Origin of the sequence: Barnesiella propionica, from assembly GCF_025567045.1 — a bacterium.
GTDB classification, from domain to species: domain Bacteria; phylum Bacteroidota; class Bacteroidia; order Bacteroidales; family Barnesiellaceae; genus Barnesiella_B; species Barnesiella_B propionica.
In genome coordinates, this window is sequence record NZ_JAOQJK010000001.1 from 229342 (window position 1) to 255265 (window position 25924).

Annotated in this window: 17 protein-coding genes and 1 CRISPR repeat array; of the genes, 8 read left to right on the plus strand and 9 right to left on the minus strand. The window is 42.1% G+C overall.

Annotated elements, in window-relative coordinates:
* Positions 1–22: 22 nt before the first annotated feature.
* Complete coding sequence (locus OCV73_RS01010) at positions 23–568, minus strand: flavodoxin family protein (RefSeq protein WP_147548430.1); 546 nt, start codon at positions 566–568, stop codon at positions 23–25.
* Positions 569–684: 116 nt separating this feature from the next.
* On the minus strand, positions 685–1884 hold the full coding sequence (locus OCV73_RS01015; protein ID WP_147548431.1) for an MFS transporter: 1200 nt from the start codon (positions 1882–1884) through the stop codon (positions 685–687).
* A gap of 270 nt (positions 1885–2154) precedes the next feature.
* On the opposite strand from OCV73_RS01015, the gene OCV73_RS01020 reads away from it, so the two are divergent.
* From OCV73_RS01020 to OCV73_RS01030, 3 genes are all read left to right on the plus strand, one after another.
* A complete protein-coding gene (locus tag OCV73_RS01020; protein ID WP_147548432.1) occupies positions 2155–3066 on the plus strand; it encodes a helix-turn-helix domain-containing protein in 912 nt (303 codons plus the stop codon).
* A gap of 78 nt (positions 3067–3144) precedes the next feature.
* On the plus strand, positions 3145–4041 hold the full coding sequence (locus tag OCV73_RS01025; RefSeq protein WP_147548713.1) for a helix-turn-helix domain-containing protein: 897 nt from the start codon (positions 3145–3147) through the stop codon (positions 4039–4041).
* A 412-nt stretch (positions 4042–4453) separates the two neighbouring features.
* The gene (locus OCV73_RS01030; protein WP_147548433.1) at positions 4454–4684 is read left to right on the plus strand and encodes a hypothetical protein; all 231 of its coding nucleotides are present in this window, start codon (positions 4454–4456) and stop codon (positions 4682–4684) included.
* Between the two features lie 525 nt (positions 4685–5209).
* A CRISPR array of direct repeats spans positions 5210–5719; the repeat unit is 48 nt; unit sequence ATTGTTAGTTCTGTCAGCTAAGTTACAAAAAATAGACTAATTACAACT.
* 208 nt (positions 5720–5927) lie between these two features.
* On the opposite strand, the gene OCV73_RS01035 is transcribed toward OCV73_RS01030, so the two are convergent.
* The 4 genes from OCV73_RS01035 to OCV73_RS01050 all read right to left on the minus strand — a co-directional run bounded on the left by OCV73_RS01035 (position 5928) and on the right by OCV73_RS01050 (position 10688).
* Entirely contained in the window at positions 5928–6596 is a 669-nt protein-coding gene (locus OCV73_RS01035; RefSeq protein ID WP_147548434.1) for a class I SAM-dependent methyltransferase, read from the minus strand.
* Positions 6571–7305, minus strand: coding sequence for a hypothetical protein (locus tag OCV73_RS01040; RefSeq protein ID WP_147548435.1), 735 nt, complete (start codon positions 7303–7305; stop codon positions 6571–6573). The genes OCV73_RS01035 and OCV73_RS01040 overlap by 26 nt, the downstream gene beginning before the upstream one ends.
* A gap of 716 nt (positions 7306–8021) precedes the next feature.
* Positions 8022–8327: a hypothetical protein gene (locus OCV73_RS01045; protein WP_147548436.1), complete on the minus strand. Its 306-nt coding sequence runs from the start codon at positions 8325–8327 to the stop codon at positions 8022–8024.
* A gap of 93 nt (positions 8328–8420) precedes the next feature.
* Complete coding sequence (locus OCV73_RS01050; protein ID WP_147548437.1) at positions 8421–10688, minus strand: cation:proton antiporter; 2268 nt, start codon at positions 10686–10688, stop codon at positions 8421–8423.
* Between the two features lie 894 nt (positions 10689–11582).
* Between OCV73_RS01050 and OCV73_RS01055 the strand changes: the two genes are divergently transcribed.
* Both OCV73_RS01055 and lgt read left to right on the plus strand, forming a co-directional pair.
* On the plus strand, positions 11583–12479 hold the full coding sequence (locus OCV73_RS01055) for a diaminopimelate dehydrogenase (protein ID WP_147548438.1): 897 nt from the start codon (positions 11583–11585) through the stop codon (positions 12477–12479).
* 103 nt (positions 12480–12582) lie between these two features.
* The gene (lgt, locus tag OCV73_RS01060; protein ID WP_147548439.1) at positions 12583–13434 is read left to right on the plus strand and encodes a prolipoprotein diacylglyceryl transferase; all 852 of its coding nucleotides are present in this window, start codon (positions 12583–12585) and stop codon (positions 13432–13434) included.
* A gap of 39 nt (positions 13435–13473) precedes the next feature.
* On the opposite strand, the gene OCV73_RS01065 is transcribed toward lgt, so the two are convergent.
* Positions 13474–14580, minus strand: coding sequence for a lactonase family protein (locus OCV73_RS01065; protein ID WP_147548440.1), 1107 nt, complete (start codon positions 14578–14580; stop codon positions 13474–13476).
* A 262-nt stretch (positions 14581–14842) separates the two neighbouring features.
* On the opposite strand from OCV73_RS01065, the gene OCV73_RS01070 reads away from it, so the two are divergent.
* Complete coding sequence (locus OCV73_RS01070) at positions 14843–17731, plus strand: choice-of-anchor J domain-containing protein (protein WP_147548441.1); 2889 nt, start codon at positions 14843–14845, stop codon at positions 17729–17731.
* Positions 17732–17743: 12 nt separating this feature from the next.
* Positions 17744–20074 (plus strand): PKD domain-containing protein, encoded by a 2331-nt coding sequence (locus OCV73_RS01075; RefSeq protein WP_147548442.1) that lies wholly within the window; start codon positions 17744–17746, stop codon positions 20072–20074.
* A 221-nt stretch (positions 20075–20295) separates the two neighbouring features.
* On the opposite strand, the gene OCV73_RS01080 is transcribed toward OCV73_RS01075, so the two are convergent.
* A complete protein-coding gene (locus OCV73_RS01080; protein WP_147548443.1) occupies positions 20296–21732 on the minus strand; it encodes a hypothetical protein in 1437 nt (478 codons plus the stop codon).
* A gap of 40 nt (positions 21733–21772) precedes the next feature.
* Positions 21773–24628 carry a TonB-dependent receptor gene (locus OCV73_RS01085; RefSeq protein WP_262512837.1) on the minus strand — a complete coding sequence of 952 codons (2856 nt, stop codon included), beginning with the start codon at positions 24626–24628 and terminating at the stop codon, positions 21773–21775.
* Between the two features lie 250 nt (positions 24629–24878).
* Here OCV73_RS01085 and OCV73_RS01090 point away from each other — a divergent pair, with 250 nt between their 5' ends.
* Positions 24879–25847 (plus strand): tetratricopeptide repeat protein, encoded by a 969-nt coding sequence (locus tag OCV73_RS01090; protein ID WP_147548444.1) that lies wholly within the window; start codon positions 24879–24881, stop codon positions 25845–25847.
* Positions 25848–25924: the final 77 nt, after the last annotated feature.

Consider the following 25924-nt stretch of genomic DNA (forward strand, 5'->3'; position numbering starts at 1 on the left):
ATTTGTTTATTTGTTTATCTTTTTATATTCTTTTTCCCATCTCATAAGCTTCCGCCATGGCCGGATTACCTTGTATTTCTCCGGGATGCCATACACCTGTAGCCAGAATTCTTCCCTTTACCACCGGATTCTCCAGGCAATCGACAAATCCCATGAGATTATCAAACACGCGCATCAGGTTTTCCCGACCGTCATCACCCTCGGCCGCCGAGGCAATAAAATAAAACTCTTTACCGCTCATCTCCGCATAGGGTCCGCAACAGCGGTCGAGAAAAGTTTTCAACTGCGCGCTCATCGCATAAAAATAGACAGGGGTCCCGAGCACGATCACATCAGCCGCCAGCATTTTAGCGAAGATTCCGGCGGCATCGTCTTCCTGGGGACAAGGTTTCCTGCGCAGGCTGCATGTACTGCATCCGGTACAATAACCGATCTTCTTGTCACGCAAAAACACTTTCTCCGTTTTATTTCCGGCTTCCGCGGCCCCGCGCATAAATTCGTCGCAAAGGGTATCGGAGTTCCCCCCTCTACGGGGACTGGACGATAATATCAATACATTTTTAGCCATAATCTTTTTATTTTAAAAATTAAAATCGTTTTTTGTCAATCCCGGTATACGCCCTGTATCCCACCCGACCTCCCCGGGCACGTCGCTCTTTACTCCGGTAAGGCTCGTTCCCTTTTTTATCGCGGCACGGCTTCCGCCTCCATTTGTTTTTCCGGCCGCGCCGCACGAATTCTCAAAGCGACGAATACGATACTTACCGCCAGGAACATCAAAGAACCGAAAACGGAATACCGTGTACCGAAAAAAGTAATGAAAATACCGCAAGCTACCGCTCCCGCCGTCGTGCCCAGATTGGCGGAGAGCAAATAAAGCCCGTTTGCAAAATCCGGAGCTTCGGGAGCGGCATGAGTTATCATATACTGCATGGTATTCTGTCCGTATCCTGCCAAAATACCCAGAAAAAGAACGATAACAGCCATGACCGGAAGCCATGCGCCCAGAATGAACAGGCATATATAAAAGAACAGCAGGGTGAAAGGAAGGCTCATCATACTGCGCACAGGATTCAGGGCGAGCCGTTTTCCGGCGATCATATTTCCGATAATGTTCGCCAGCCCGTACACCAGCAAAAGTATGCTAATCACGTTATATGATGCCCCGGTCACCGATCCCAGGAAATCGGACATATAACTGAAAAAACCGAATAACGCCCCGTTTATGAGTGTAACGGCCAGAACCGAATACCAGGTCTCGTTTTTTTTCAGTACGCCAAGCTGCGTACCGTAAGAGAGTTTCTCCCGGACAGGCATAGAAGGAACAAAAAAAATAGTCGCCACGAAGACCAGCGCATTTACGGCGGTGAAGAAAAGCATTCCCATCGTATATGAAAACTCACTTGCCACATAACTGGTCACAGGTACGCCGAGCACCATTCCGGCCGATACACCGATGAAAACTCTCGCCACCGCTTTGGACTCATTCCCTTTACCGGCAGACGCGGCCGCTACCGTAAAGGCCATCGAAACATATACGGGATGCAGGAAAGCAGGAACCGCCCGGGCAATCAACAGCACCGTAAAATTATCGGTAAGCATCGATATGACATTGCTCAAAGTAAACAGGCCCACCGCCAGCAACATGACTTTTTTCCGGTTCACACCCGAGAAAAGCAACGGCATGACAGGAGCAGACAAGGCTACGACCAACGCAAATATACTAACCGTCCATCCTGCTTCGGGAACCGTAACATGAAAGGTTTCCGCTATCAAGGGTAAAATCCCGATCACTCCCATTTCGGTATTGATAATACCGAACACTCCGGCAGTGAGTATAAATACGAGCAGGCCGCCCGGCTTTAATTTATTTTTCCGTTCCATAATTCAATGCGTTTCTTCACCGGACAAAATTCGGAAAAACCGGGGAATTCCTTTGTAGATAAATTACGGACTTTATAACCTCAATTACAGAAGTTGTTATTCCTCCCAATATCCGTCCTGTAAGGGAGGCAGCCTATCCTGCGAAAGAGGGGTAAAAGAATTTTGTAGACAGATTACAGATTCTCATACCCTAATTACAGATTTGGGTTCCCGGGTAAAAAACATGTGATACTAATTCGTATATTTGCCGCAGTTCAAATATTCACGTCTATGGATAAAATCATAAAACTGGAAAGCGTAGACCTGTACAACAGCCTGTACGGACTCGAGACATTACACCCCTTGGTGACGGTCGCAGACCTCAGGAAAGCAACGAAAACCCTTAACCATGTCCAACTGGACTACGGACTGTATGCCGTTTTTTTGAAACTGTACAAAAGCTGCGACATCAAATACGGACGTAAGAGCTACGATTACCAGGACGGAACGATCGTATGTTTCGCCCCGGGCCAGAGTATATATACCAGAAACCTGAACGACGATATATCCCAGCCTGTCCTGGGCCTGTTGTTCCATCCGGACCTGATCCGGGGAACCGCCCTCGGGAAAAGCATAAAGAACTACACCTTTTTTTCCTATGCCGTAAGCGAGGCGTTGCACATCTCGGAACAGGAAAGGGCGACTATCATAGACTGTTTTAAGAACATAGGCATAGAGCTGGAGCACGGCATAGACAAGCACAGCAAATCGCTGATCTCGATGAATATCGACCTGCTGCTCAGCTATTGCATGCGTTTTTATGAACGCCAGTTCATCACACGGGAAGGAGAAAACCGGGATTCCCTGACGAAATTCGAAGAGCTCCTGAACGATTATTTCGACAGCGAACTGCCGGCACAGGAGGGGTTACCCTCGGTAAAATATTTTGCCGACAAGATATGTCTTTCTCCCAATTATTTCGGGGACATGGTAAAAAAAGAGACGGGAAAAACACCTCAGGAGCATATCCAGGAAAAGGTCATAGAACTGGCCAAGGAACAGATATCCGGTACGGACGAGACCGTCAGCCGGATTGCTTACTCGCTGGGGTTCCAGTATCCGCAGCACCTTTGCCGGTTATTCAAAAAACGTGTCGGCTGTACCCCGAACGAATACAGACAACGGGAATATAACCGGATTTAAGTACCCGTTCCGGGCCATACGGAAAAACCGCAGCATACCGGATAAAACTCTTATCCCTGCTCCCCGCAATGCATCATGATAAAGAAAAAGACATTAAAAATAGAAACTGTCCACGAGTGCGACAGTTGTCTGGGAAACAAAACCCTGCATCCGCTGGCAACTGCCATCGACCTGTCGAAAGCAGACTGTCCGGAATGTTCTTTCAGATTCGGTTTCTATACGGTCCTGCTCACAGAGGGCGGATGCGAGGACACCAGCTACGGACGCAAATACGATGATTACTCCGGCGCAACCATGATATTTCTGCCGCCGGGCCGGGCTATATTAGCTGACGGAAATAAGCCGTTTCCTCCCGCAGGACGATTACTGGCGTTCCATCCCAACCTGATACTCGGCACGACTTTAGGAATGAACATAAACAACTATACGTTCTTTTCCTATTTTCCGGACGAAGCGCTGCACCTCTCCTTACGGGAAAAGGCCAAAGCCCTGGAATGTATCGACAATATAACCGGGGAACTCCGGCACGCAATCGACCGCCACAGCAAAATACTTATTTCACGGCATATAGAACTGTTGCTGGACTATTGCTCCCGTTTTTACGAACGGCAATTCATCACACGCAACGAAAGAAATAAACAAATACTGGAACAAACCGACCGGCTGCTGGACGAGTATATCCGGACGGGAAAACCGGACGGACGGCTCTCTCCTTCGGCAGAATATTGTTCCCGGCTCCTGCACCTCTCTCCGCAATACTTTAACGACCTTTTAAAATTCGAGACCGGAAAGAAGATACATGAATATTTTCAGTTGAAACAAGTTGAGACGGCCGGAAAAATGTTACTGTCGAAAGAGAACGACGTAAGCCTGATCGCCGAAAAACTGGGATTCCCGGATGTGCAGCATTTCAGCAGACTGTTCCGGAAAATAACCGGGGCGACTCCGGAGGAATACCGGATAACCCGGAACTGAAAACATCAATACTCCCCCAAAGCGGGCGGAATAGACCGGGGGCCCACGAAAAACAAAGTTTTTTCTGCATACTTCCACAAAAACCGCCCCCCTGTAATTGCAAGGACGGTAAAAAAGGGTAACGGCATATGCCGCCCCCGTTACCCCCGGAGTATAATATCAGGTGAACGGTGTTCCGTAAAAAACAATCCCCGGAAAACAAAATACGGAAAGTGAGTAGGTGACCGGGGACTGCGACCGTCTCTTCCGTACCGGAAAAGAGGCCATAACGACAGGGATCGTTCTTAGGAATGGAGGCTCCGAATGCTTTATGCGGTAAATAATGCTCTTGCTGAAAAAACGGCCACTCCCGGAAATAAATCCGTCCAAATTATTTCATCCGGACGGGCCGTTTCCCTATTTTTTAACAATCATGAAAAACATGCGTTGGAATTCTTCGCCCCGTTACCGGGCCGGGGCACGTAAAAACAGGAAGGTATATGACAGGCGGTTTTACCGTGACGGGAATATGCGAAAACGGAACGAAGAATCCGGCACCGTGTGCGGTCTCCCGGCCAGGACGCACCTGTACCGATACGACACAAGGGATATATACACACTGAACATTTACTCAAGTGAAGCCGTAGGATGCCTTAATCAGTAAAGTCAACGGACATATCCCCCAATACGGTATAAAATACGGATCTAAGTTATAGCCCGCATCGGGACATAAGCCGCATAGTTACAACAAGGAGGATTGCTCACTTACTCTGTGTCCATCGCTTTAGTAAAACCACATGAACAGACACATTTTATCGTTCGCAATCACAATCCTTTTTCCACAGGAAAAAGAATCACTCTGCTGTAAATATAAGTTTTTCACCTTATACTGCCAACATTCATAACATTTTCTTAAATATTTGTTTTACTTCCGTAACAGACACACAAAAAGGTGCAATTACAGCACCGAAACCTCATACCTTTCTGCAAACCTGTCTGCGGCGGCCTCCGCTATTCCTTACATATAACGGCAAAGACATTCAAATCTTTCATCCCGAATATATAATCCGGCATCCCATAAATAAAAAATCCTGCAGTAAAAAGCAGGATTTATCCCCAAGCCAACTGTTTTTTTATTTTCTAAAACACTCTATATCTTATTGTATTTCAATAAAATATTCCCATCGTAATTGTTAGTTCTGTCAGCTAAGTTACAAAAAATAGACTAATTACAACCAACCCCACTGATTCCACTGCTTGCGCTCGATTGTTAGTTCTGTCAGCTAAGTTACAAAAAATAGACTAATTACAACTGGGCGGAAGACGAAGCCAATAGGGCGGAAATTGTTAGTTCTGTCAGCTAAGTTACAAAAAATAGACTAATTACAACTTCCGGAGACTGATAATAATGAGCAAGAATATTGTTAGTTCTGTCAGCTAAGTTACAAAAAATAGACTAATTACAACTGTTGGAAATGAGTGAAAACAAAAAAGAAAATTGTTAGTTCTGTCAGCTAAGTTACAAAAAATAGACTAATTACAACTATGGTATGGGAAATTGTAGAATAAAAAATATTGTTAGTTCTGTCAGCTAAGTTACAAAAAATAGACTAATTACAACTTTATTTTTTATTTGGCTATCTATAAACCAATTGTTAGTTCTGTCAGCTAAGTTACAAAAAATAGTCTAATTACAACGTAAACAGCCATTGTTTCATTAAAAAGAATATATATCGTGAATTTAAACCCTCTTATTAAACTTACATATAACAGAACTTTTAACTCCTACAGCAACAGCATATGTAAAGTTATATTAACGGTTTATATACAACTGTAAACAGGGCAATCTTGCCGTTAATAGATTTTATTCATAAATAGCTCTAAACACATAAATAACAGCCAAACCATTACAAATCCTTCATACAAAAAACAACAATAAAATCAATATCTCTATTCTTACTAGTGAATTTTTTTTGTTCGTTATAAACATAAGATTTTATTATTTTAAATCCATTTTCACTTAATAAATCGTTTATTATATGTTCTTCAAAAAATGAAGTAAACCTTTCTATTCCTGCAAACTCATTTTCTTTAATGTAACATTCACCAATACCTTTTTTTACTGTAAAAAATAGAATTCCATTTTCTTTTAGTATATTATAAAATGATTTTAAAATACTGCTAAATTCTTGATAATAAAAATGGGATAATACAGCACAACACCATATACCATCAAAATATTCTTTTGATAATTTTAAATCAAGGATGTCCATTTTAAGAAATTCTATTTTACCAGAATTTGTTCTTTTACGAGCTATTTCTAATTGATTTTCCGTATTATCTATGGCAATCACATTAAATCCCTTTTCAGAAAAAATTACAGCATCTCTTCCATTTCCACAACCTGCATCTAAAATATTACGACCGTTGATTAATTTATTAAAAAAGTCCATTTCTTCATATAAAACCATATTTTCTCTCAACTCATAATATTTATCAGCTATTTCATTATAAGTTTCTATTAATTTTTTATTTTTTATTTTTAAAACATCACAATTCTTTTTTTGAACTGGCATAATAATTTAAGATTTTATCAAACCGCTTTATATAGTCTTTTATAAGTATTTTGCATTGTTTAGTATTACATTCCACATAAATAGGATCTATAACTCCTTGTCTGGAAGTAATCGTTTCATCAGGAAAATATATACCAGAGATCAATATCTCTTCATCAAAGATCACTTGGTATTCAGTAGAATTAAAATTATATCTATATAAATATAACTTTTTTATATGCCCATTTTTTTTATAATCTATCCATTGTTTTATTGTCGTTTCGATATTTCGTTCTTCATCTTTATTACGCTCATCAGCTAGTTCTTCTTCTGTAAACTTGCGAAGAAGCAAGTAACACGTATCTACTTCAATTTTTTTATCATCATATATCTCAAAAATTTTTTTTGATGAATGTGCATATATTCTCAATTTTTTATATTTCTTCTTTTTTGAAGAAACATCATCTAAAGATTTAGTTAAAATTTTATGTGTAAAAGTATCTTGCTTATTTAAAAGCAAATTTATAGAATCCTCTATATTCTGCGTTTTTTTATCAAAATAAACAAAAATAGTAGGAATTAAAGCTAAAACAAAGGCAAGGGTTCTTTCTTTTGAGAAGAAAGCTATTACAGCAGAATCGAACTTATCATAAAAGAAAAAATATACGATAAATACAATACAAAAAATAACATTCAAATATTTAATTGTAGTCGTTATTATTTTTCCCATATCTCAGATTTTATTAAAAATTAATAACCTCAGTATTAATACACAAAAAAGCAAATATATATATCATTCATACTATACATTTCAAAACTTTTATTATTAGCTATAAATTTACAAAATAATCTATATAAAAAAAATAAACATCAATAAAACATAAAAATATTTTTTTAATGGGACTAAAACCACTAATAATTTACGGTTTTATGTAACTTATAATATTTTGTTAAAATTAACCGTAAACCAATAACATTTATTCAAGATAAGTTACTACTCAAATCTTAATATAATAGAGATATCTATACAATATTCAAACAAAAATAAAAACTTGCAACAACTATTTTATCATGGCTAAAAATAACTACAACCTATTACCCTGGTCATTATTCCAAAATCATTGTTTTCCATCCAAGACTATACATACTTCATATAAAAAGAATATATTTTAATGACCTATCTATTTCAATATTCTATGTAACATCAATAGATTATACTACCCTACCACACAATAATATCCACAAAAAACAAAGAACCGATATTTAAAGAAATTTATTCAGAAAGAAACAAACTATATTACAAAAAAATATTCAAAATAATAATTGGTAATTCTGCGGGTTAAATTCCAAAAGCCAGACTAATCACAACCTGCATGAAGCTCTCGTTCTCCTCTATTTATCGCAAAGTTATTTCAACACAATTACATAAGATAATGCCCTGGGCCGTTACCTATCACATGTAAAGTACATCCAATCCGATTGTATAAGATCTTGTTCACTATCATCCTTATCGTAAAATTTCACGTCAAAATGTCCGCAACCCAAATGTAATTCTTCATAGGATATAAAGATATCCGCATCCTCGTAATTTTGTATTGTTAAAGTCGTGCCAGCACTCACATAGCCATCGGTAGTTCTGTTGCTTTGGTTATAATAGACTAATTTTCCCCTTTCTTGATAATAGAAATAAGCAACCATCTTTATATTATGTCCTTTTCGGTGCAGTACATTTGTTTTAACATGCTTTCTCATACCATTTTCCGTATCATTATTATTGTAAACTTCTGTCCTAAAATAAACTATTCCTCCAAATTCCATACCGGACCCGACTAACCGATAACGGGACTAATCCTGTTTAACATTGCCGGTTACCTGGGGACGAATAGCCAGGAACGAAGGTAGCAGCTCGTAGAGACGGCTATCCGCTGCAAGTTCCTTACAAGCATCGTAACTCATGAATAATATATCTTTCTGAGGATAAAACCGGGTATCGGGAGTCATCAAATGAGCTGTTTCCACCTGGCCGGCATATTCCGCTGCGGCAGCTTCAATTTTTTCTTCCAGTATTTTTTCCGATTCGGCGGCGGCATGGATATATATTTTTACTTTCGATACCCCGTTACTGAATATCGTACCCAGATAACCGAGCATAAAAAGATCGGCTTCACAACTAATTATGAAAAAATAACGGGAAGCTCGCCTGAAATCCCGGTTTTCGAATACGGCAACGGGGCATTCCACCCGAGACATGATATTTTCTATCTTCCTGCGCAACAGGACGCCGGGAAGGTGCATTGGAGTGTTCCTCAACAAATTAAATAAACTGGAAATCAGCGGAATATTAAATCCGGCCTTATTCTCCGTATGGCTCTCCCCGGACATAAAACGGGGACCGGCTCCTAATAATAACAAATCGGTTGCCGCTTCATTGCCCAGTTTCACGATCTCCTGGTTCAATTTGTCCGTAACCTTGTACCGCTTATCTATTTTCAGATGCAACTTATTCGCTTCCTTCACGATAGGTTCGAAACTCTCCCGGGCATACTGCATGGCCTTGACCGGAGCCAGATCGGTTCCCAGGGTATAGTGGGCGGCTACGACCTTCATCTGTTTCAGTTGCTTTCCGAAAAGGACGCGCGCTACATTCAGCAAAAGACGACCGCTATCGGGGCGCCCGAAGCAAAGCACCAAACGTTTGTATTTGTTAAGTTCCGGTTTATTCCGGTAAAGTTTCTCGATAAGAATGAGCAAAGGAGTGGTCATGAACGAAGTACTCAAGGCCATAAGGACGAGTATCGCGAAAATCTCGGGGGGAAGGACTCCCATTTCACGCCCGATATTGAGGGCGACGAGCTCCATGAGTCCCCGGGTATTCATGAGCGTTCCTATGATAAGGCTGTCTTTCCAGGATTCTCCTACCGCACGGGCCGCCAGGGCACAGCCGCCCAGCTTTCCGGTTATAGAAACCAAAATGAACATCAGGCATATTCCCCAAAGGGCGGGGGAATTTATCAGACCTATCTGTGTATTGAGTCCCGTATATGCAAAGAACAACGGGAGAAAAAGCACCGTAGCGATATCTTCCACTTTTTCCATCATTACTTTACGGAAACCGAAATTAACAGGCATAACCACTCCGGCCATGAATGCGCCGAACAAGGCATGTATTCCTATGACCTCTGTCGTTACCGATGAAATGATGAGCACCAGAAAAATAAAACCGACAAACGATTTGTTTATCACTTCTTTATTGGCATATAGCGCACCTATCTTTTTCAGGAAAGGCCGGGCAACCAGGAACATGAAGAGAATGTATGCGGCCGTAAGGCCTATCGTGTACAACGCGCTCACGAACGTACCGGCTTTGGCAATAGCTATCACGACCGCCAGCAGGCACCAGGCCGTTACGTCGTCGTTCGCCGCCGAAGCGAGAGAAAGTATTCCTACGGGGGTATGCGTTTTGTTGCGTTCCTGTACGATACGGGCCAATACGGGAAAAGCCGTGATGCTCATCGAGATACCCAAAAAAAGGGCGAAAGGCAGGAAATCGGTCTGTCCCGCCGCATATTCTTCATATACCCAGAAAGATGATACTGTTCCCAGAAAAAACGGCACGACGATACCCGCATGGCTGATCACGAGCGTCTCGTTGATCTTATTTTTCAAAATGCCAAAATCCAGTTCCATCCCGATAACGAACATGAACAGGACGAGACCTATCTGGCTGACCAGCTCCAGATTGGGCAAGGAGCGGGCGGGAAACAATACGTCGGAAATACCGGGCCATAAATAACCGAGCAGCGAAGGCCCGAGTACGATGCCGGCGACGATCTCGCCGATTACGCCGGGCTGGCCTATATACTTGAATATACGGGAAAATATACGGACAAAGACCAATATGATGATCATCTGAAACAGGAGCATCGCCAGGGGATGACTCATATTGCCGGCCATGATATTGAGGAAGATGTCGAAAGGCGAAGTATCGGCTGACGGCGGTTGTTTCTGCAAATGGCTGAACCGCTCCCCGCTCGAGACGGCAAAATATATCAGGCTGCAAAAAACAACCATCATCACCGCATACAGGGTATAATTCCTTCTGCTTTTACGCATATCCCTCGCATTAAAATTACTTCATCAAATATAGAGATAATTTTAGCGTAAAAACCAAAACTCCGGATAAAAAATCTCACCCTGAATTTCATCCCGTCTTTCTTAAAAACAAGTACAGACAGACAAAATCGAGGGTTCGCCAAAAGCGGAGAACAGACAAAAAGTCTCTGATAAAAAAACGGCACAGGCGCCGCCATATTCTTTTTTCAGTATTCACCGCAATAAAAATCAGATACATAACTAAAAAAGACAGAATGATTTTGAAAAAATCACTTGTAACTCCAGTGATTATTAATATTTATATAATATATATTTTATATTTAAATAAGAAAGCCTTCAGCAACCAGTTCCACACAGGGTCAAAAGAATATAATACATTAATAATAAACATATTATAGATATATATTATTTGTAATTATAGTTTCAGGCCGGCGACTAAAAACTTCGTATTAACAACTTATAACCTATCGAAGTCCTTTATTGTATATAATTCTCGATTATAATATCTATATTTGTATATATTAAATATTAAAATTCAGGAAGAGAAAAAAAATAGTTTTCTTAAAATGTTGTTCGGTGTTATTACTATACAACGGTAAGTGACAAGTGCGGGAGTAATATCCTATAAACTCATTTAAAAAACACATATGGGCCATATGTGTTTTTTTATTGCCCCGCCGCCAGGAAAACCGCCGATACCGCTTCCCTGTCCCGCCACATCAAAGCCGGCACGCTACAAGAGGCAAAAACGAGTACGAACTATTTGTAAATAAAAACGTGTTTTTCCTATTTTTTGTTACACTATAAACAAAAAAGCGTGGAAAAATATTCATATAAACGTACAATAAGTATATATTTGCATAACGATAAGTCAAATATAAAACTATATAAGATATGAAAAAAATAAGAGCAGCCATTGTCGGATACGGAAACATAGGCAAATATGTCCTGGAAGCGCTACAGGCCTCTCCCGATTTCGAGATCGCGGGTGTTATAAGACGCAATGTAACCGATGTCCCCGACGAACTGAAAGATTATCCCGTTGCAGGAACCCTGGACGGACTGGAAGATGTAGCCGTCGCTATTCTATGCACTCCGACCCGCAAAGTGGAAGAATTTGCAGAGAAGGCTCTTAGCAGGGGAATCAATACGGTAGACAGCTTCGATATACATACCGAAATAGCCGGACTGCGTTCGCGGCTTAATACCATAGCCAAGAAATATAATTCGGTCGCCGTAACGGCTGCCGGATGGGATCCGGGCAGCGATTCGGTCATACGCGCATTGCTGGAAGCCTGTGCCCCGAAAGGAATCACTTACACTAATTTCGGTCCGGGTATGAGTATGGGCCATACCGTAGCAGTTAAAGCTATTTCCGGCGTAAAAGCAGCACTCTCGATGACAATTCCTCTGGGAACGGGAATACACCGCCGCATGGTTTACGTCGAACTGGAGGAAGGACATCCGTTCGATGAAGTGGCAAAAGCAATCCAATCGGATGCCTACTTTGCCCACGACGAAACCCATGTCATACAGGTAGACAGCGTAGACGATGTCAAAGATATGGGACACGGCGTAAATATGGTCAGGAAAGGAGTATCGGGCAAAACCCAGAACCAGCGTTTCGAATTCCACATGAGTATCAACAACCCGGCTCTTACCGCGCAAATACTCGTATCGGCGGCACGCGCCTCTATGTTGCAACGTCCGGGGTGCTACACCCTGATAGAAATTCCGGTGATCGACCTGTTATACGGCGACAGAGATACTCTTATCCGTCATCTTGTGTAAAAAGAATATCTTTACCGGTATTCTCTGAAATATTTTTATAACTTTGCCCTGTCATTACCCTCCGGCAGGGCTTTGTTATTACGATAAACTAACAAAATTCATAATGCTCGATTTTATTACATGGACAGTCAACCCTTCCATCGTTCACCTGGGACCCTTCGAAATACGGTGGTACGGATTATTTTTCGCAATAGGATTTCTCGCAGGTTATAAGATCATCGAAAAAATGTTCAAACACGAAAAGGTACCCGACGGATGGCTCGATAAACTGTTCATATATGTAGTCGTTGCCACGATAGTGGGCGCGCGTCTGGGACATTGCCTGTTCTACGCCCGTGATTATTATATGGCACATCCGACCGAAATATTCAAGATATGGGAAGGCGGACTCGCCAGCCACGGAGGGGCAATAGGCATTATTATCGCTATCTGGATCTATTCCCGGCATGTCACCCGCCGCAACATGCTGTGGACTTTTGACCGGCTGGTCATTCCCGTAGCATTGGTGGGGGCGCTTATCCGAACCGGAAACCTGATGAACCATGAAATTTACGGACATGTCACCAACCTGCCCTGGGGATTTCGTTTTATAGACAACCTTCATGCATGGATGCAGGGAGCCGAACCTGTATTTACGGCTCCCTCGCATCCTACACAAATATACGAAGCCTTATGTTACCTAGCCCTTTTCGGCCTGCTTATGTATATGTACTGGAAACGAAACGCGGAAGAACGGCAGGGACTTATTTTCGGGGTATTTCTGACAGGTATATTCCTACCCCGTTTCCTTATAGAGTTTGTCAAAAACAATCAGGAAGCTTTTGAAGAAAACATGTTGCTGAATATGGGACAGTTACTGAGCATACCCTTCATTATAGCCGGTATATGGCTGATTGTAAGAGCGATAAAACGTCCCCGCACAGCTATTTCGTTCGCTACCCCGGGAAAGAAATAAAGAAGAAATAAATATTTACATGAAACGAAATGCGGATTTTTATTTCGCCTCTAATAATTTCAGGCAGACAGGACGCTCTGCCTGTATTTTTTTTCCGGTATCGGTCAGTAAGCCCGTTGCAGCGTCGCGCACGAATACCTGCACGGCATTTTCATCCCGGCAAGCAACAAGCAGATAATTGCCGTCCGGCGTTATTACGAAACTACGGGGATGCATTCCCGTAGGTTGATAACCTGTCCACGTCAGTTCCCCGGAATGCAGGTTTATGGCAAATATAGCGATACCGTCGTCCTTCAACCGATTGGACACATACAGGTATTTACCGTCGGGAGAAACATGTATGTCGGCACTCCCACGGCCTTCCACAGTATCTGCCACAACGGTTTGCACCAGCGTCATATCCCCGTTCTCATACTGTAATACCGATACTTTTCCGGATAGTTCGCCGATAAGGTACATATATTTGCCGGAAGGATGGAATGCTATATGGCGCGGTCCCGTACCGGGGTCCAAAGAAAAAGCGCCGGTATACCGCAGCGGAAAGGAGAGATCGTCATACCTCACTTCGAACCTGTATATTTTATCGCTGCCCAGATCACTGGCAAACAAATATCTTTGACCGGGGGAAAAAACGACACAATGCAGGTGCGGGCTTTTCTGTCTCACACCGTCCGGTCCGCTCCCGTGAAATTTAAACAACTGTACGTAAGGCAGTAACATACCGTTCTTTTCCGATACAGGAAAAACGGTAACGCTCCCTCCCGAATAATTAGCAGTCACGACGAAACGGTTCCCGCCGTCGACTGTTACATAGCAAGGATCGGGATCTCCTGTATGCCCGCTATTCAGGAATTTTAGCTCCCCGGTTTTCCGGTCAAAAGAAAAAGCGGCGGCAACGGCGGCATCCGTCGCCCCCAGTTCGCTTATCGCATACACATATTTCCCGTCGGCCGAAGGCGTAAGATAAGACGGATTGCTTATCTCAGCAGCACCTGTTTCCGTACAATCGCCCGTAAGCATATTGAACCGGAAAACATATATACCCCGGTGATATTCATTATCGTAAGTTCCCACGAATAAGAATACTTCCTTTTTTTTATCATTTATATCGGGACTGTTCGCAGCCGATATTCCCGGTAAAGCCATATATCTAAATTTTTTTGACATTCATGATAAGCGTTACGCCCGAACAAAGATAACATTTTTCCCCTGTTACAGAATCATATTGTAAGGCTTATAAAGATTATACCATGTAATTTTACACAAAAAAAGTCTGTAAAACTATCATTTGTTTAATATATTTACTATATTTGTAAAAGTTATATATATAAACACAAAGAATAATAACAAAATACTTTTCCCGGCGCACACAAGAATATTTATAATTTAAACCATAATTGTATAGGATATGAGAAAAATTACACTTGTTTCTATCTTAACAGTCCTCTGCTCGGTTATGTCCGTTTCGGGATATTCGCAGAAGACCGTACCTTATTCTTTCGACTTTTCCGATGCGGAAGCATTCGGACAGGAATGGAGTATTATCGATGTAAGCGGAGGCAATACATGGAGTTTAAACGAAAACTCGGAAGTTCTGTATGTAGGGGAAAAAAGCAATAAAGCCAACGACTGGCTTTTCACTCCGGGCATAACCCTGGAAAACGGCAAGGCTTACAAACTGGTATTCCGCGTGAAAACTGAAGAAGCCTACAATTTCGATTACGAATCTTTCAAGGTGACGTTAGGAGCCGATAAAACCGTGGAAGCCCAAACCCAAATACTGTTCAATGACGACAGATTCAAATGCAATTATTATGCAGACAAAGAGGCGACGGTAAGCGTAACGGAAACCGGAACCTACTATATAGCTTTCAATTGTTACAGTCCGTCCTACATGGGGAAAATATACATAAAGAACGTCACCCTCACTGAGCAGAAAACCTTTCCCGCCCAGATCACAGACCTGACCATTTCCGCCGGAAGCGAAGGAGCGTTAGCGGCGCAACTGAGCTGGACCGCCCCGTCAAAGAACGACCAGGGAGGTTCTCTAAGCTCCTTATCCGGAACCAAGATATACAGGAACAACGATTCTATTTTCGACCTGGCCGGAACGACACCGGGGGCCGCAATCACATGGACCGACAACAGTGTGCCCGCCGCCGGAACTTATACTTATAAGCTGGTTGCTTACAACGAGAACGGCAATGCGGCCGGAACACCCAAAAACGTAACTTCTCCCTGGATAGGCATAGATATTCCTACTGCCGTGACCGATATAACGGCTACGGCCGAAAATTCTACGGTCAGCCTCAGCTTCACGCCTCCTGCGACCGGCAAGAACGGAGGATGGGTGGATGTAAACGCCCTTACCTACCGTATTGTACGCAATCCGGGAAATACGGTACTGGAGGAGGCTTATACCGGGACATTGCCCTATACCGACGAAGTCCAGGACCTGGCCGCCTACACTTATACGGTGGTTCCGTCAAACGCTTCCGGAACCGGACCGTCAGCCAATTCAAATAAAGTAATAGCCGGAAACGCAAAATCGATTCCGTACTCGGAAACGTTCGACACAGCGGACGCTCTCGATATTTACACTATTTTCAGCAACATAGGGAATACCCGTACCTGGGCCTATTACTCTTCAAAGAAACTGGTACAGTACTGGGGTGGAACAAAAGCGGACGAATGGCTGATCACGCCCAAATTCGACCTGAAAGCGGGAAAGAATTACAAACTTACGTTCGACACTTACCTGGAAAGCGCTACATCGGCCAATGAAAAAGACCTGCGTATTACCCTGGGACAAGGCGTTACCGTAGAACAACAAAGCCAGTTACTGGACAGTATCCACCTCGATTACGCGCTGCCCCGTACTATAGAAATTATTTTCTATGTAGAAAACGACGGGAATTGGAACATCGGTTTCAACTGTTTCGGCAAAAGCAGCTCTTATGCCATATTCATCGACAATATAAAACTGGAAGAAACGGAAATCACTCCCGGACCCGTTTCAGATCTCCAGGTCACTCCGGGCGAGAATGGAGCCATGACCGCTCTTGTAAGCTGGAAAAACACTACGGAGACGGCTTCAGGTTCTCCCGTGGATAATTTATCTAAAGTGGAATTATACCGGGGAGACCTGTGTATTCATACCATCGACCACCCGGTTGCCGGAGCGGAAGAGAGTTACACCGACAATCTCGAAACAGCAGGAAAATATACCTATGGCGTAGTTGCTTATATAGGAGCTCTTCCCGGAGAAAAAACAACGGTAGAATCGTCCTGGATAGGAGCTGACGTTCCCGGTCCCGTAACTGACATTACGGTAAAAGCAGAAGGAACAAATGCCGTCATAACCTTTAAAGCCCCGAAAGAAGGGGTTAACGGAGGTTGGCTGGACACAGAGAACCTGACTTATAAAATAGTACGCAACCCGGGAGAAGAACTACTGGTAGAAAATCTGGCCGATACGGTTTATACCGATCAGGATGAAAAGAGTCTGGCTGCATATACTTATGTTATCACCGCGGTATCGAACGGTACGGAAAGCGCGAGCGCGACTTCCCCCAAAATCGTTATGGGAGATGCGCTGGAACTGCCCTATGAAGCTAAAATGGAACGTGAAGAAGACTTTGCTATCTGGTCCATACTGGATGCGGACCAGAACGGAAAATGCTGGCAATACAATGCGGATAAGTGGTGCGTAGAACTTCCGACTTCATCGAAAACGAACGACGACTGGTTATTCACGCCACCGTTTAAAGCAGATAGAGGCAGCCATAAATTATTATTCTCGGTGAAAACAGGTGCATACAGCAGCCGCTATACCGAACATCTGAGAATAACCTTGGGAACATCCAGCAATGATACCACGACACATACGACTATTGCCGAATATCCGGAACTGGTACAATTGACTTATTTCAAAGAATACGAAGTTGATTTCGATATTCCGGAGGAAGGCGTCTGGTATCTCGGATTCGAAGTATTGACGGAAGACGGCAGCTGGGGCGTATCCATGCAGAATTTCACCATCAAAAAAGGTCCTACCAGCCATATAGGCAGTACCCGTGAACAGAAAGTTTACTATGACCGCCGGAACCAGATACTGGCCATCGTACCGGGAGAGATATTGAACGAACTGACCGTCAGCAATATGTCAGGAGCCCGTCTCCTCCACAAAGAACACGTAGGTTCTTCAGTCAGCCTGGAACAACTGCCCGAAGGCATATACCTGGCAAGCTATACTACGTCCGAAGGAAAAACCGAAACCATTAAACTAGTTAAATAACATCACCTGACTATGAAACAAATAACGAATTTAATTCTTTGCGCAATATGGCTGCTCTCCTCCACAGGAATAGCCGCGCAAGTTGCAGAACCGGTAAAAACGCATAAGAACCTGAAAAAAGAGATACAGGGAATGCCGGCCATGCAATTCCAAACCGCCCCTCTGACAACGGCTTTCTTCCTGCCCCAGGCATCGGCTGCAGCACCCGTAGCGGACTTTACCTGTAAATCGGAATCCAGTTCCCAAACCGTGTGGAGCGATAATTTCGATACCGGAATCGGTAACTGGACCCTGACCTCGGAACACCCCGACCTGTTCGGGTGGGAAAGTCATACGACCACCGGAGATAAAGCTTTTTCCAAGATCGACGCCACCGATGTGGCTTCATTCTTCATCGAAGGGCATTACCGGTACGCCAACCGGGGAAACGCTACGGCTACATGCAACCAAAGCATAACGATACCGGAAAACGGGCAAATATCTTTTTATGCCGGTTATTCCCTTAATTTCAGCGATGATTGTACCCTGACCTTAAAAATATCGGACAACAACGGGAACAGTTGGAACAACATATGGGTAAGCACTGATGAAACCACGCCTAAAAATTGGGTATGGCATTATATTAAGAAAGATATATCGGCCTATGCAGGCAAGAATATTTTATTACAATGGTCGTATGACGGTTATACCGGGAGCTTCGATATCGATAATCTGAATATATCGGGGATGAAACCTATCGAACAGGTAGAAGTTAAAACAGGAGAAACAGTTCAACTGGCCGACCTTTCGACGGGAGAACCAACCCAATGGTCTTGGAGTTTCCCGGGAGGAACGCCATCTTCTTCGACCGAACGTAATCCGAATGTATATTATACCCAGGACGGTAAATATGACATCACTCTTACCGTAAGCAATGCAGACGGAAGCAACAGCAAAACACGTACGGCTTTCGTTTCGGTAACAGGAGACAAGCCGGTAGCACAAATACTGCCACCGGCAACTTTCAGGTATTTCCAGACACGCAATACATTTGTCGCTCCGTTATTACCGCTGCAATTCAAAGATAACTCCACTAACTACCCGACCGAATGGACCTGGGGATTTACTGGAATAGGAAATACAGGAGCAGAGATCGTTACCCGTACCGAACAAAATCCGGAAGTAGGCTACACATTCCTGCACAACCAGTCGGTGGCCTTGTTCGTATCGAACGAGCATGGAGTGGCCGACACTACCTTAAACGTATCGGTAGAGTATTCTGGGCTGGCTTTCAACTTCCAGCCGGACGACAGCCCGTTCACCTTTGACCTGGGAGACGGATACGGAAGTTTCCCCGGAAGTAATAAACTGAAAATAACGGAATATGCCGAGAAATTCTCTAAACCTTCACGTCCGGTACTGATACCCGGAGTAAATATTTACTTCACGGCTGCTACCGCAACCGAATTGTTAGACCAGATAGCCGACATTACGGTAAAACTCTGTAAAAGCGAAAACGGTTTACCGGGAGAAGCTCTTGCCATGGAGTCCTGGAGAGTGTTCGAACTGGATCTGCCCAGCGGAACCAGTATGACACCTACCACATTCGAATTCAGTAAACCGGTTGCTATCGATGACGAATTCTTCATTGTCGTGAGCGGATTTCCCGAGAAAAACGACGGAGTGAACGTTGCCATGGCTACTGCACGTTTCAGAGGACAGGGAAATACTGCCTATATGAAAAAAGACGGAGAATGGAAACAGGCAAGCGACTATTTTCCTGCCGGGAAGAATCACACGTCTTATCTTATTGCACCGCTCCTTATCCACTCGGTAATGGCTCCTTTCGCCGAAGTACCGTTAAAAGTAGGGAAAGAGAAAGGAACGGTTACACTGCCTTTCTACTCTTATAGCGGTTATAAAACGCCTATCGCTATCGATGCCGACTGGTGCCGTATCGTAAGGGAACCTAACGGATTTACACTGGATACCCTGCACATTGCTTATGACAGATTACCGGATAACCTTACTTCACGAAAAGCCGTATTGACGATCACGGACGGTATAAGCAACGAAAAAATAGAACTCATCCAAAGCGAAACAAGCGGGACCGAAGAAATCACGGTTACAGAAAAAGCAACCGTACGTCCTTCCCTTTTCTCCGATGAGTGTACCGTAACTTTTCCTGCGGGAAGCAAAGATATCAACGTCTATGACCTGACCGGGAAATTAATATTCTCAAAAAAACCGGGAAGTGAAGACACCCGCATGACTATTACAAGCCGGGACTGGACTCCGGGAATATACGTAATACACGTTGCCGAAGAAGCGGGAACGACAGTAATAAAAGGAATAAAACGGTAATTCTTATTTCATAATAATTCGTATTATAAAAACGCTGCACTTCAAATCCATTTTGAAGTACAGCGTTTTTTAAATAAGTAGCTCCCTTTTTAAAATAGCAACGGCTTACCGCAGATAATCATAAAATCCGTTTATTCAACTCATGTAAATAAACGGATTTCCAAGCAAACTTAAACTAATAAATACTGATCGAAAAAATATTAAAACATCATTAAACGATATCAATATATAGTATTTTGCGGATCCATATTCGTCCATCCGCTCATCCAGTTATCTGACACCGTTTCTGTAGGAGCAAAAGCCCCGATATATGAAACTTTATCGAAACCGGTACTCACATATGAATTACTCCAATCGGCACCAGAAGCCAACGGGCTATCAGAAGCAGGAATCATATTAAACGATGTAAGAGAGAACGGATCACCTTTGAGGCGAAGCTCATTTACGGAAGTAAATGCCTTGTTTTTTCCTCCTTCCCGATTGAAATAACCGGAAGCAAACGTACCGTTGTCATCGGGATTCAGTTGAGTATTTGCCGACCAATATTGAGCGTCCTGATAATTCTTGACCATTCCGGCGAACACACAATTTTCCACCACCAATTTACCGCTCGTAGCAAAAGACTGAGTGGTGGATTTCTTATCGTTCTCGATAATAAGGCCTATAGGGAAAGCAGCAAATAAGGAATTAAATACACGCAATTGTGTATTGCGGCGTAAATGCATCGCAGCCTGGAAACGAGCGTCGGTCTTACTTCCCTTTACCCCCGCTTCATTATTATAAGAAGACGGATTTACCACCGGACCAAACATAGAAACATTAGAAAAGACACAGGATGTATATGGTTCTATCGCCGAAGCATCCGCACAATTATCGGACTCAAAACCGTTTGAAGCCGATTTATCTCCAGTCTGAGGATCTCTCAGAGCCACCAGATATTGCAATTTTCCGGAATATCCGTTATCGGTATCAAAATCATCGTCCCATGTGCGTAATGCAACTAAATGACGGCAATTCACCGTGCCTCCAAACCATTCAAAAGAATCGTCACCAGAATATGATACTTGTACATAATCCACTACCGTACCCGAGCCTACAGAACCGAATGTTATTCCGTTTATCTCATTGTCAGTAGAATATTCTATTCCTGCAAATTCACAGCGCACATATTTGAGGATACCAGAATCATCGTTATCATTATTTCCTCCGTGAGAACTGCGTACTCCTCCTTCAATTGTCTGCTCTCCTTTGTTATTATTCGCTCTGCCTAACAGTATTAAACCGCCCCAGTCACCAGGTTTACGATTTCCCGGAGCCTGTGCCGAAGTAAACACAATAGGTTTATCTTTCGTACCCTCGGCAATGAGCTTTCCTCCTCTTTCAATTATAAGCGTCGCCTTCGAATTTTTATCTCCTTTTATGATAACTCCGGGCTCTATAGTCAAGGTAGCCCCGTCCGTTACATAAACAAACCCTTTTAGGTTATACGTATTGGGATAAGTCAATTTCATGTCTTCTTTAATTTCATAAGCATCGGAACCATCTCCCAAATCAAAACTATTCCCTGCCGGACCCAGTTCTTTATTATCGTCACTACAACTAACGGCAAAAACCGATACCGTAAATAACAAAACAACCATTCTGAACATTTTTTTCATTTCTTCTCGTTTTAATTAATAATTAATACTTATAGGAATATTAAAAATTCAATACCGCTCCCACACTCACCATTCTTCCGGGTGTGTACAATTTAATTATCTGCTCCCTTTTCTGCTTTTCGCCTTGCACATCACGAAACTCGGGAAATTGTTTATATACTACTTTCTCGGCCAGAATATCTTTTATTCCAGCTTTCATTTCAAAAATTTTACCAAATTTCTTACTGACGGTAAAATCAAGACTGTTTCTCGGCATTTCATACGTATCCGGAATATTCACACTCACATCATGGGTGGTACTATTGGACTTACCAATACCAATAATACGCTTACCCAACCGGTTATAAATTAACGATGACATAAGCTTCCAGTCATCATTCTGATAATATAAACCAGCATTAACGATATATGGAGACTGGCCTTGCATCTGACGATTTTCTTTTTTGATAATACCCGAATCGTCAAATTTCACTTTACTATTTATAAAAGTAGCATTGAACAAGAGAGAAAGACCTTTTAAACCTATAAAATCCAAACCCTTTCGAATATCAAGTTCCACTCCTAAGCTGTGTGCGGACAAGGCGTTTTCATAACTATAACGCAATGTTCCTCCCATATCGATAAAGGTCCATTCGATAGGATCGGAAAAATCTTTATAGAATAAGCCTATGCTCACAATTTCACCGGTATGAGGATAAAATTCATACCTTAAATCCAAATTATTTACTCTGCAAGTTTTCAGTTCTTCATTACCACCGATCTCATTAAAAAGATCAAAATCATAATATACAGCGGGAGAAACTTCTCTAAATTCCGGACGATTTAGAGAACGCCCGTATGCTACCCGAAATAATTGCTTATTATTAATATTATAGGAAATATTCACTGAAGGAAGCAAATCGAAATTATTATAATCCCGGCTGGTCATTAATGTTTGAGAAGCAGAAAGAGATTTGTCTCTTGTTAATCGCAAACGATTATATTCGGCCCGCAGTCCAGCATAGATATTAAAACGACGGACAGGAATTTCAACAGCAGCATATCCAGCTCCATATATATTGGATGCCTGATAAGCATCTGTTTTTTTGGTAATTTCTTCAATATAAACCTTATCGGCACCCAACCAAGTATCTTGTATCATCTCATTATACGGCAGATACAAATAAACATTTCGCTCCTCCTGAGTAAGGTTATCGTAACAATAAATAAACTCCCGCGGCGAATAATCACGATCTCTGTATTCTCCGCAAACCCCGCCTTTAACAACAGGCCGAAAACTTATATTCTGCAATGTTCCTTTATAATCAATGCCTCCGGAAACGACATGATCCCTAAATTTCTGAAAATAACGCTTGATATTTTCGTTTCCGGTTATTATACCGGTGAGATCGGCTCCTTCACTAGTCCCTGCCTGATTAGTTATAATACGTCGATCCGGCTCATTTTTATCGGCATAACTATACCCCACTATCCAGTCCAGCGAATGTTCTTTCTTTTTGTCTATAAAATGAGTACCGGCAAACTGTCCCACATAAGTGAGACGGGACTGATACATCATCTCCGTTTGTTCTCTGTAATAAGGACTGCTTATATCTTTTATTCCCGCACGTTCCGTAAGGCGATTTCTACCCAACAAATTGAACAGATTGCGAAACTCAAGCTTGTTATGATTATCCAGCACAAACGTCCAGTTATGCATAATCCCTACTCTAACATCATTGGAATATTGATTATCTATATAATTATCCAAATAAACCGGTTCGTCCGCTACAGCAGAATAGACCCCGAATCTTGCATTCGTTATATTTTTTACAGCTTTATAAGTATTGCTATAATTAATAAACGAAACATTTCCAATCTCCGTTCCTCCGGAAGTTTCAAATCTGCGATTAATATTTAACGACAACCTTTGATCCGGCATAGGCCAGAAATGTTTCACCCTCCAATCTTTATTAAACGCTGTTCTCGTCAGACGAGTAATAGTTTCTGCTTTCTCCCCCGATAGATCGAAATAAGAAGGCATGTCCGGAGAAAGAGCTCTCTTACTCGCATCAAATCCCAACCAATCGGTAGCACTCCCGGGGTTCAAATATATTTTATCAAAATGAGTAACCGTATTAAAACCAGTCGTATAACCTAATTGTATCGAATTCTTCACAGGCAAACTCTTGGTCGAAATCTTAATAAACCCTCCGGCAAAATCTCCAGGGATTTCAGGCGCAGGAGATTTATATATCATCATATTATCTATTTGCGAGCTCGGTAATATATCAAAAGAAAATGCACGGCTATCCGCTTCCAGACTTGGAGCGGCGGTTCCATTAATCCAAACATTATTATAACGCTGCGGCAACCCCCTGACCACAACAAAACGATCTTCTATTATCGAAATACCAGGAACACGCTTCACTACTTCCGAAGCATCCCGATCCAGTGTTTTTGCTATTTGTTGCGACGAAATACCGCTTGTAACCTGTACCTGGGCCTTCATACTTTCCAGCAAAGCCATTTCCGTATCGTTTCTGCGCCGTACCGCAACCATAACTTCCTGTAAAAGGACTCCATCTTCCTCCATCAATAAAACAGTCGATACATTACTTCCGCTTTTAACTTCTACTTCTTTATGAATCTCTTTATATGACAAACATTTACAAACTAATACTTTCTTTCCTTCCGGCACGTGAGGCAAAGAAAAGTTTCCATCCAAATCGGATACACCTACAACAGATGTACCTTGTATTGATAAAGTAGCCCCTATAATAGCCTCCCCACTTTTAAAATCTTTTACTGTTCCCGAAATAGATCCGTTATTCCCAAAAGCAAAAATATTTTCTGAAAATGATATTTGAAATATACATAACATTATAAAAAAAACACATGCGAATCGTCTCATCATTTTATTCATTTTTTACGCGACAAAAGTATAATGCTGCCAATACAAACAGGTTACAATACAATGAACTGTAATTACACATTTATGACATTACGATAACAAAAAATAATGCATCAAATATTCAAATGATTATTCCATTCCTACAATAAATATATAAACTCTATGTCGGAAAATAGTATTTATAAAAAAACGACCGATATAAAAAACAATTGATTTTTATTATTTTTACGAATTAAAACGAGAGCGTATACCTATGATTATTAAAAAAAAATTACTGATTTTCGTCTGGCTCATTTTTTTGTCATTTTCCCTGTCCGGCCAAGAAAACCTATTTGTCTTTCCCAAGAACCAGGAAGAATTTAACGACATCAAAAATAAATCTTTACGCGGAGACCCTCAGGAGAAAGCAAAATATCTTTATGAAATAGGATATTGTTATGAACATGGTATTGTCGTGGAAAAGAATATAAAAGAAGCTGTCAACTGGTACATAAAATCCGGATCGAGAAATTATATACCTGCTTGGTTAACTTTAGCACATGTCTATGAATCGAGAAATAATCCGATCATGTCATTAAAATCTTATTATAACGCCGCACTTATCGGAAGTGATGAAGCTGAACAGGAACTCGCCGGTATTTTCGAAGAAGATAATGACATTATTGCAGGACATTATCTCTCCAGACTTTATTATAAACGTAACGATAACAAGAACTTTGAGATTACCGCATATAACAATGTAAAAAAAGGAGACATTTTTATACAATGGATATGGGGAAAATATATTACAAAAAAATACGCAAAAGACCCGATACGTTATTTAGAAGGCTTTCACTGGCTTGAAAAAGTAGCCACCAGCGATTCTGCAAAAGTAATGAATATTTTAGCGCAAGAATTGGGTATCACCTCCAACAACGAAGATTTCGTGAACTGGTACGGATGGCAAACTCAAGAAACAATATCTAACGCATGGATAGAATTCGGGGTACTTTGCCTGGAGGGTACTGCTTATACTCAAAAGGATCCTCAAAGAGCCGTAATTTTATTTCAAAAAGCAGCAGAACGGGGAAACATCGAGGCAATGAAATATCTGGAAAAATGTTATACCAGCGGAACGGGAGTGACAAAAGACAGCCAGAAAGCTCTATACTGGAAAGAAAAAGCAGAAGAAAGGGAAGATAACGGATTATTAGAATCGTACATGTGGATGCTCGGCCTTTAAATGACGGTCGCCCGCTTATCGCCATTTTTAATCGCCAGGAAAAAACCGGTCCGTATTTCTTTTAAAGACAAAAAGAT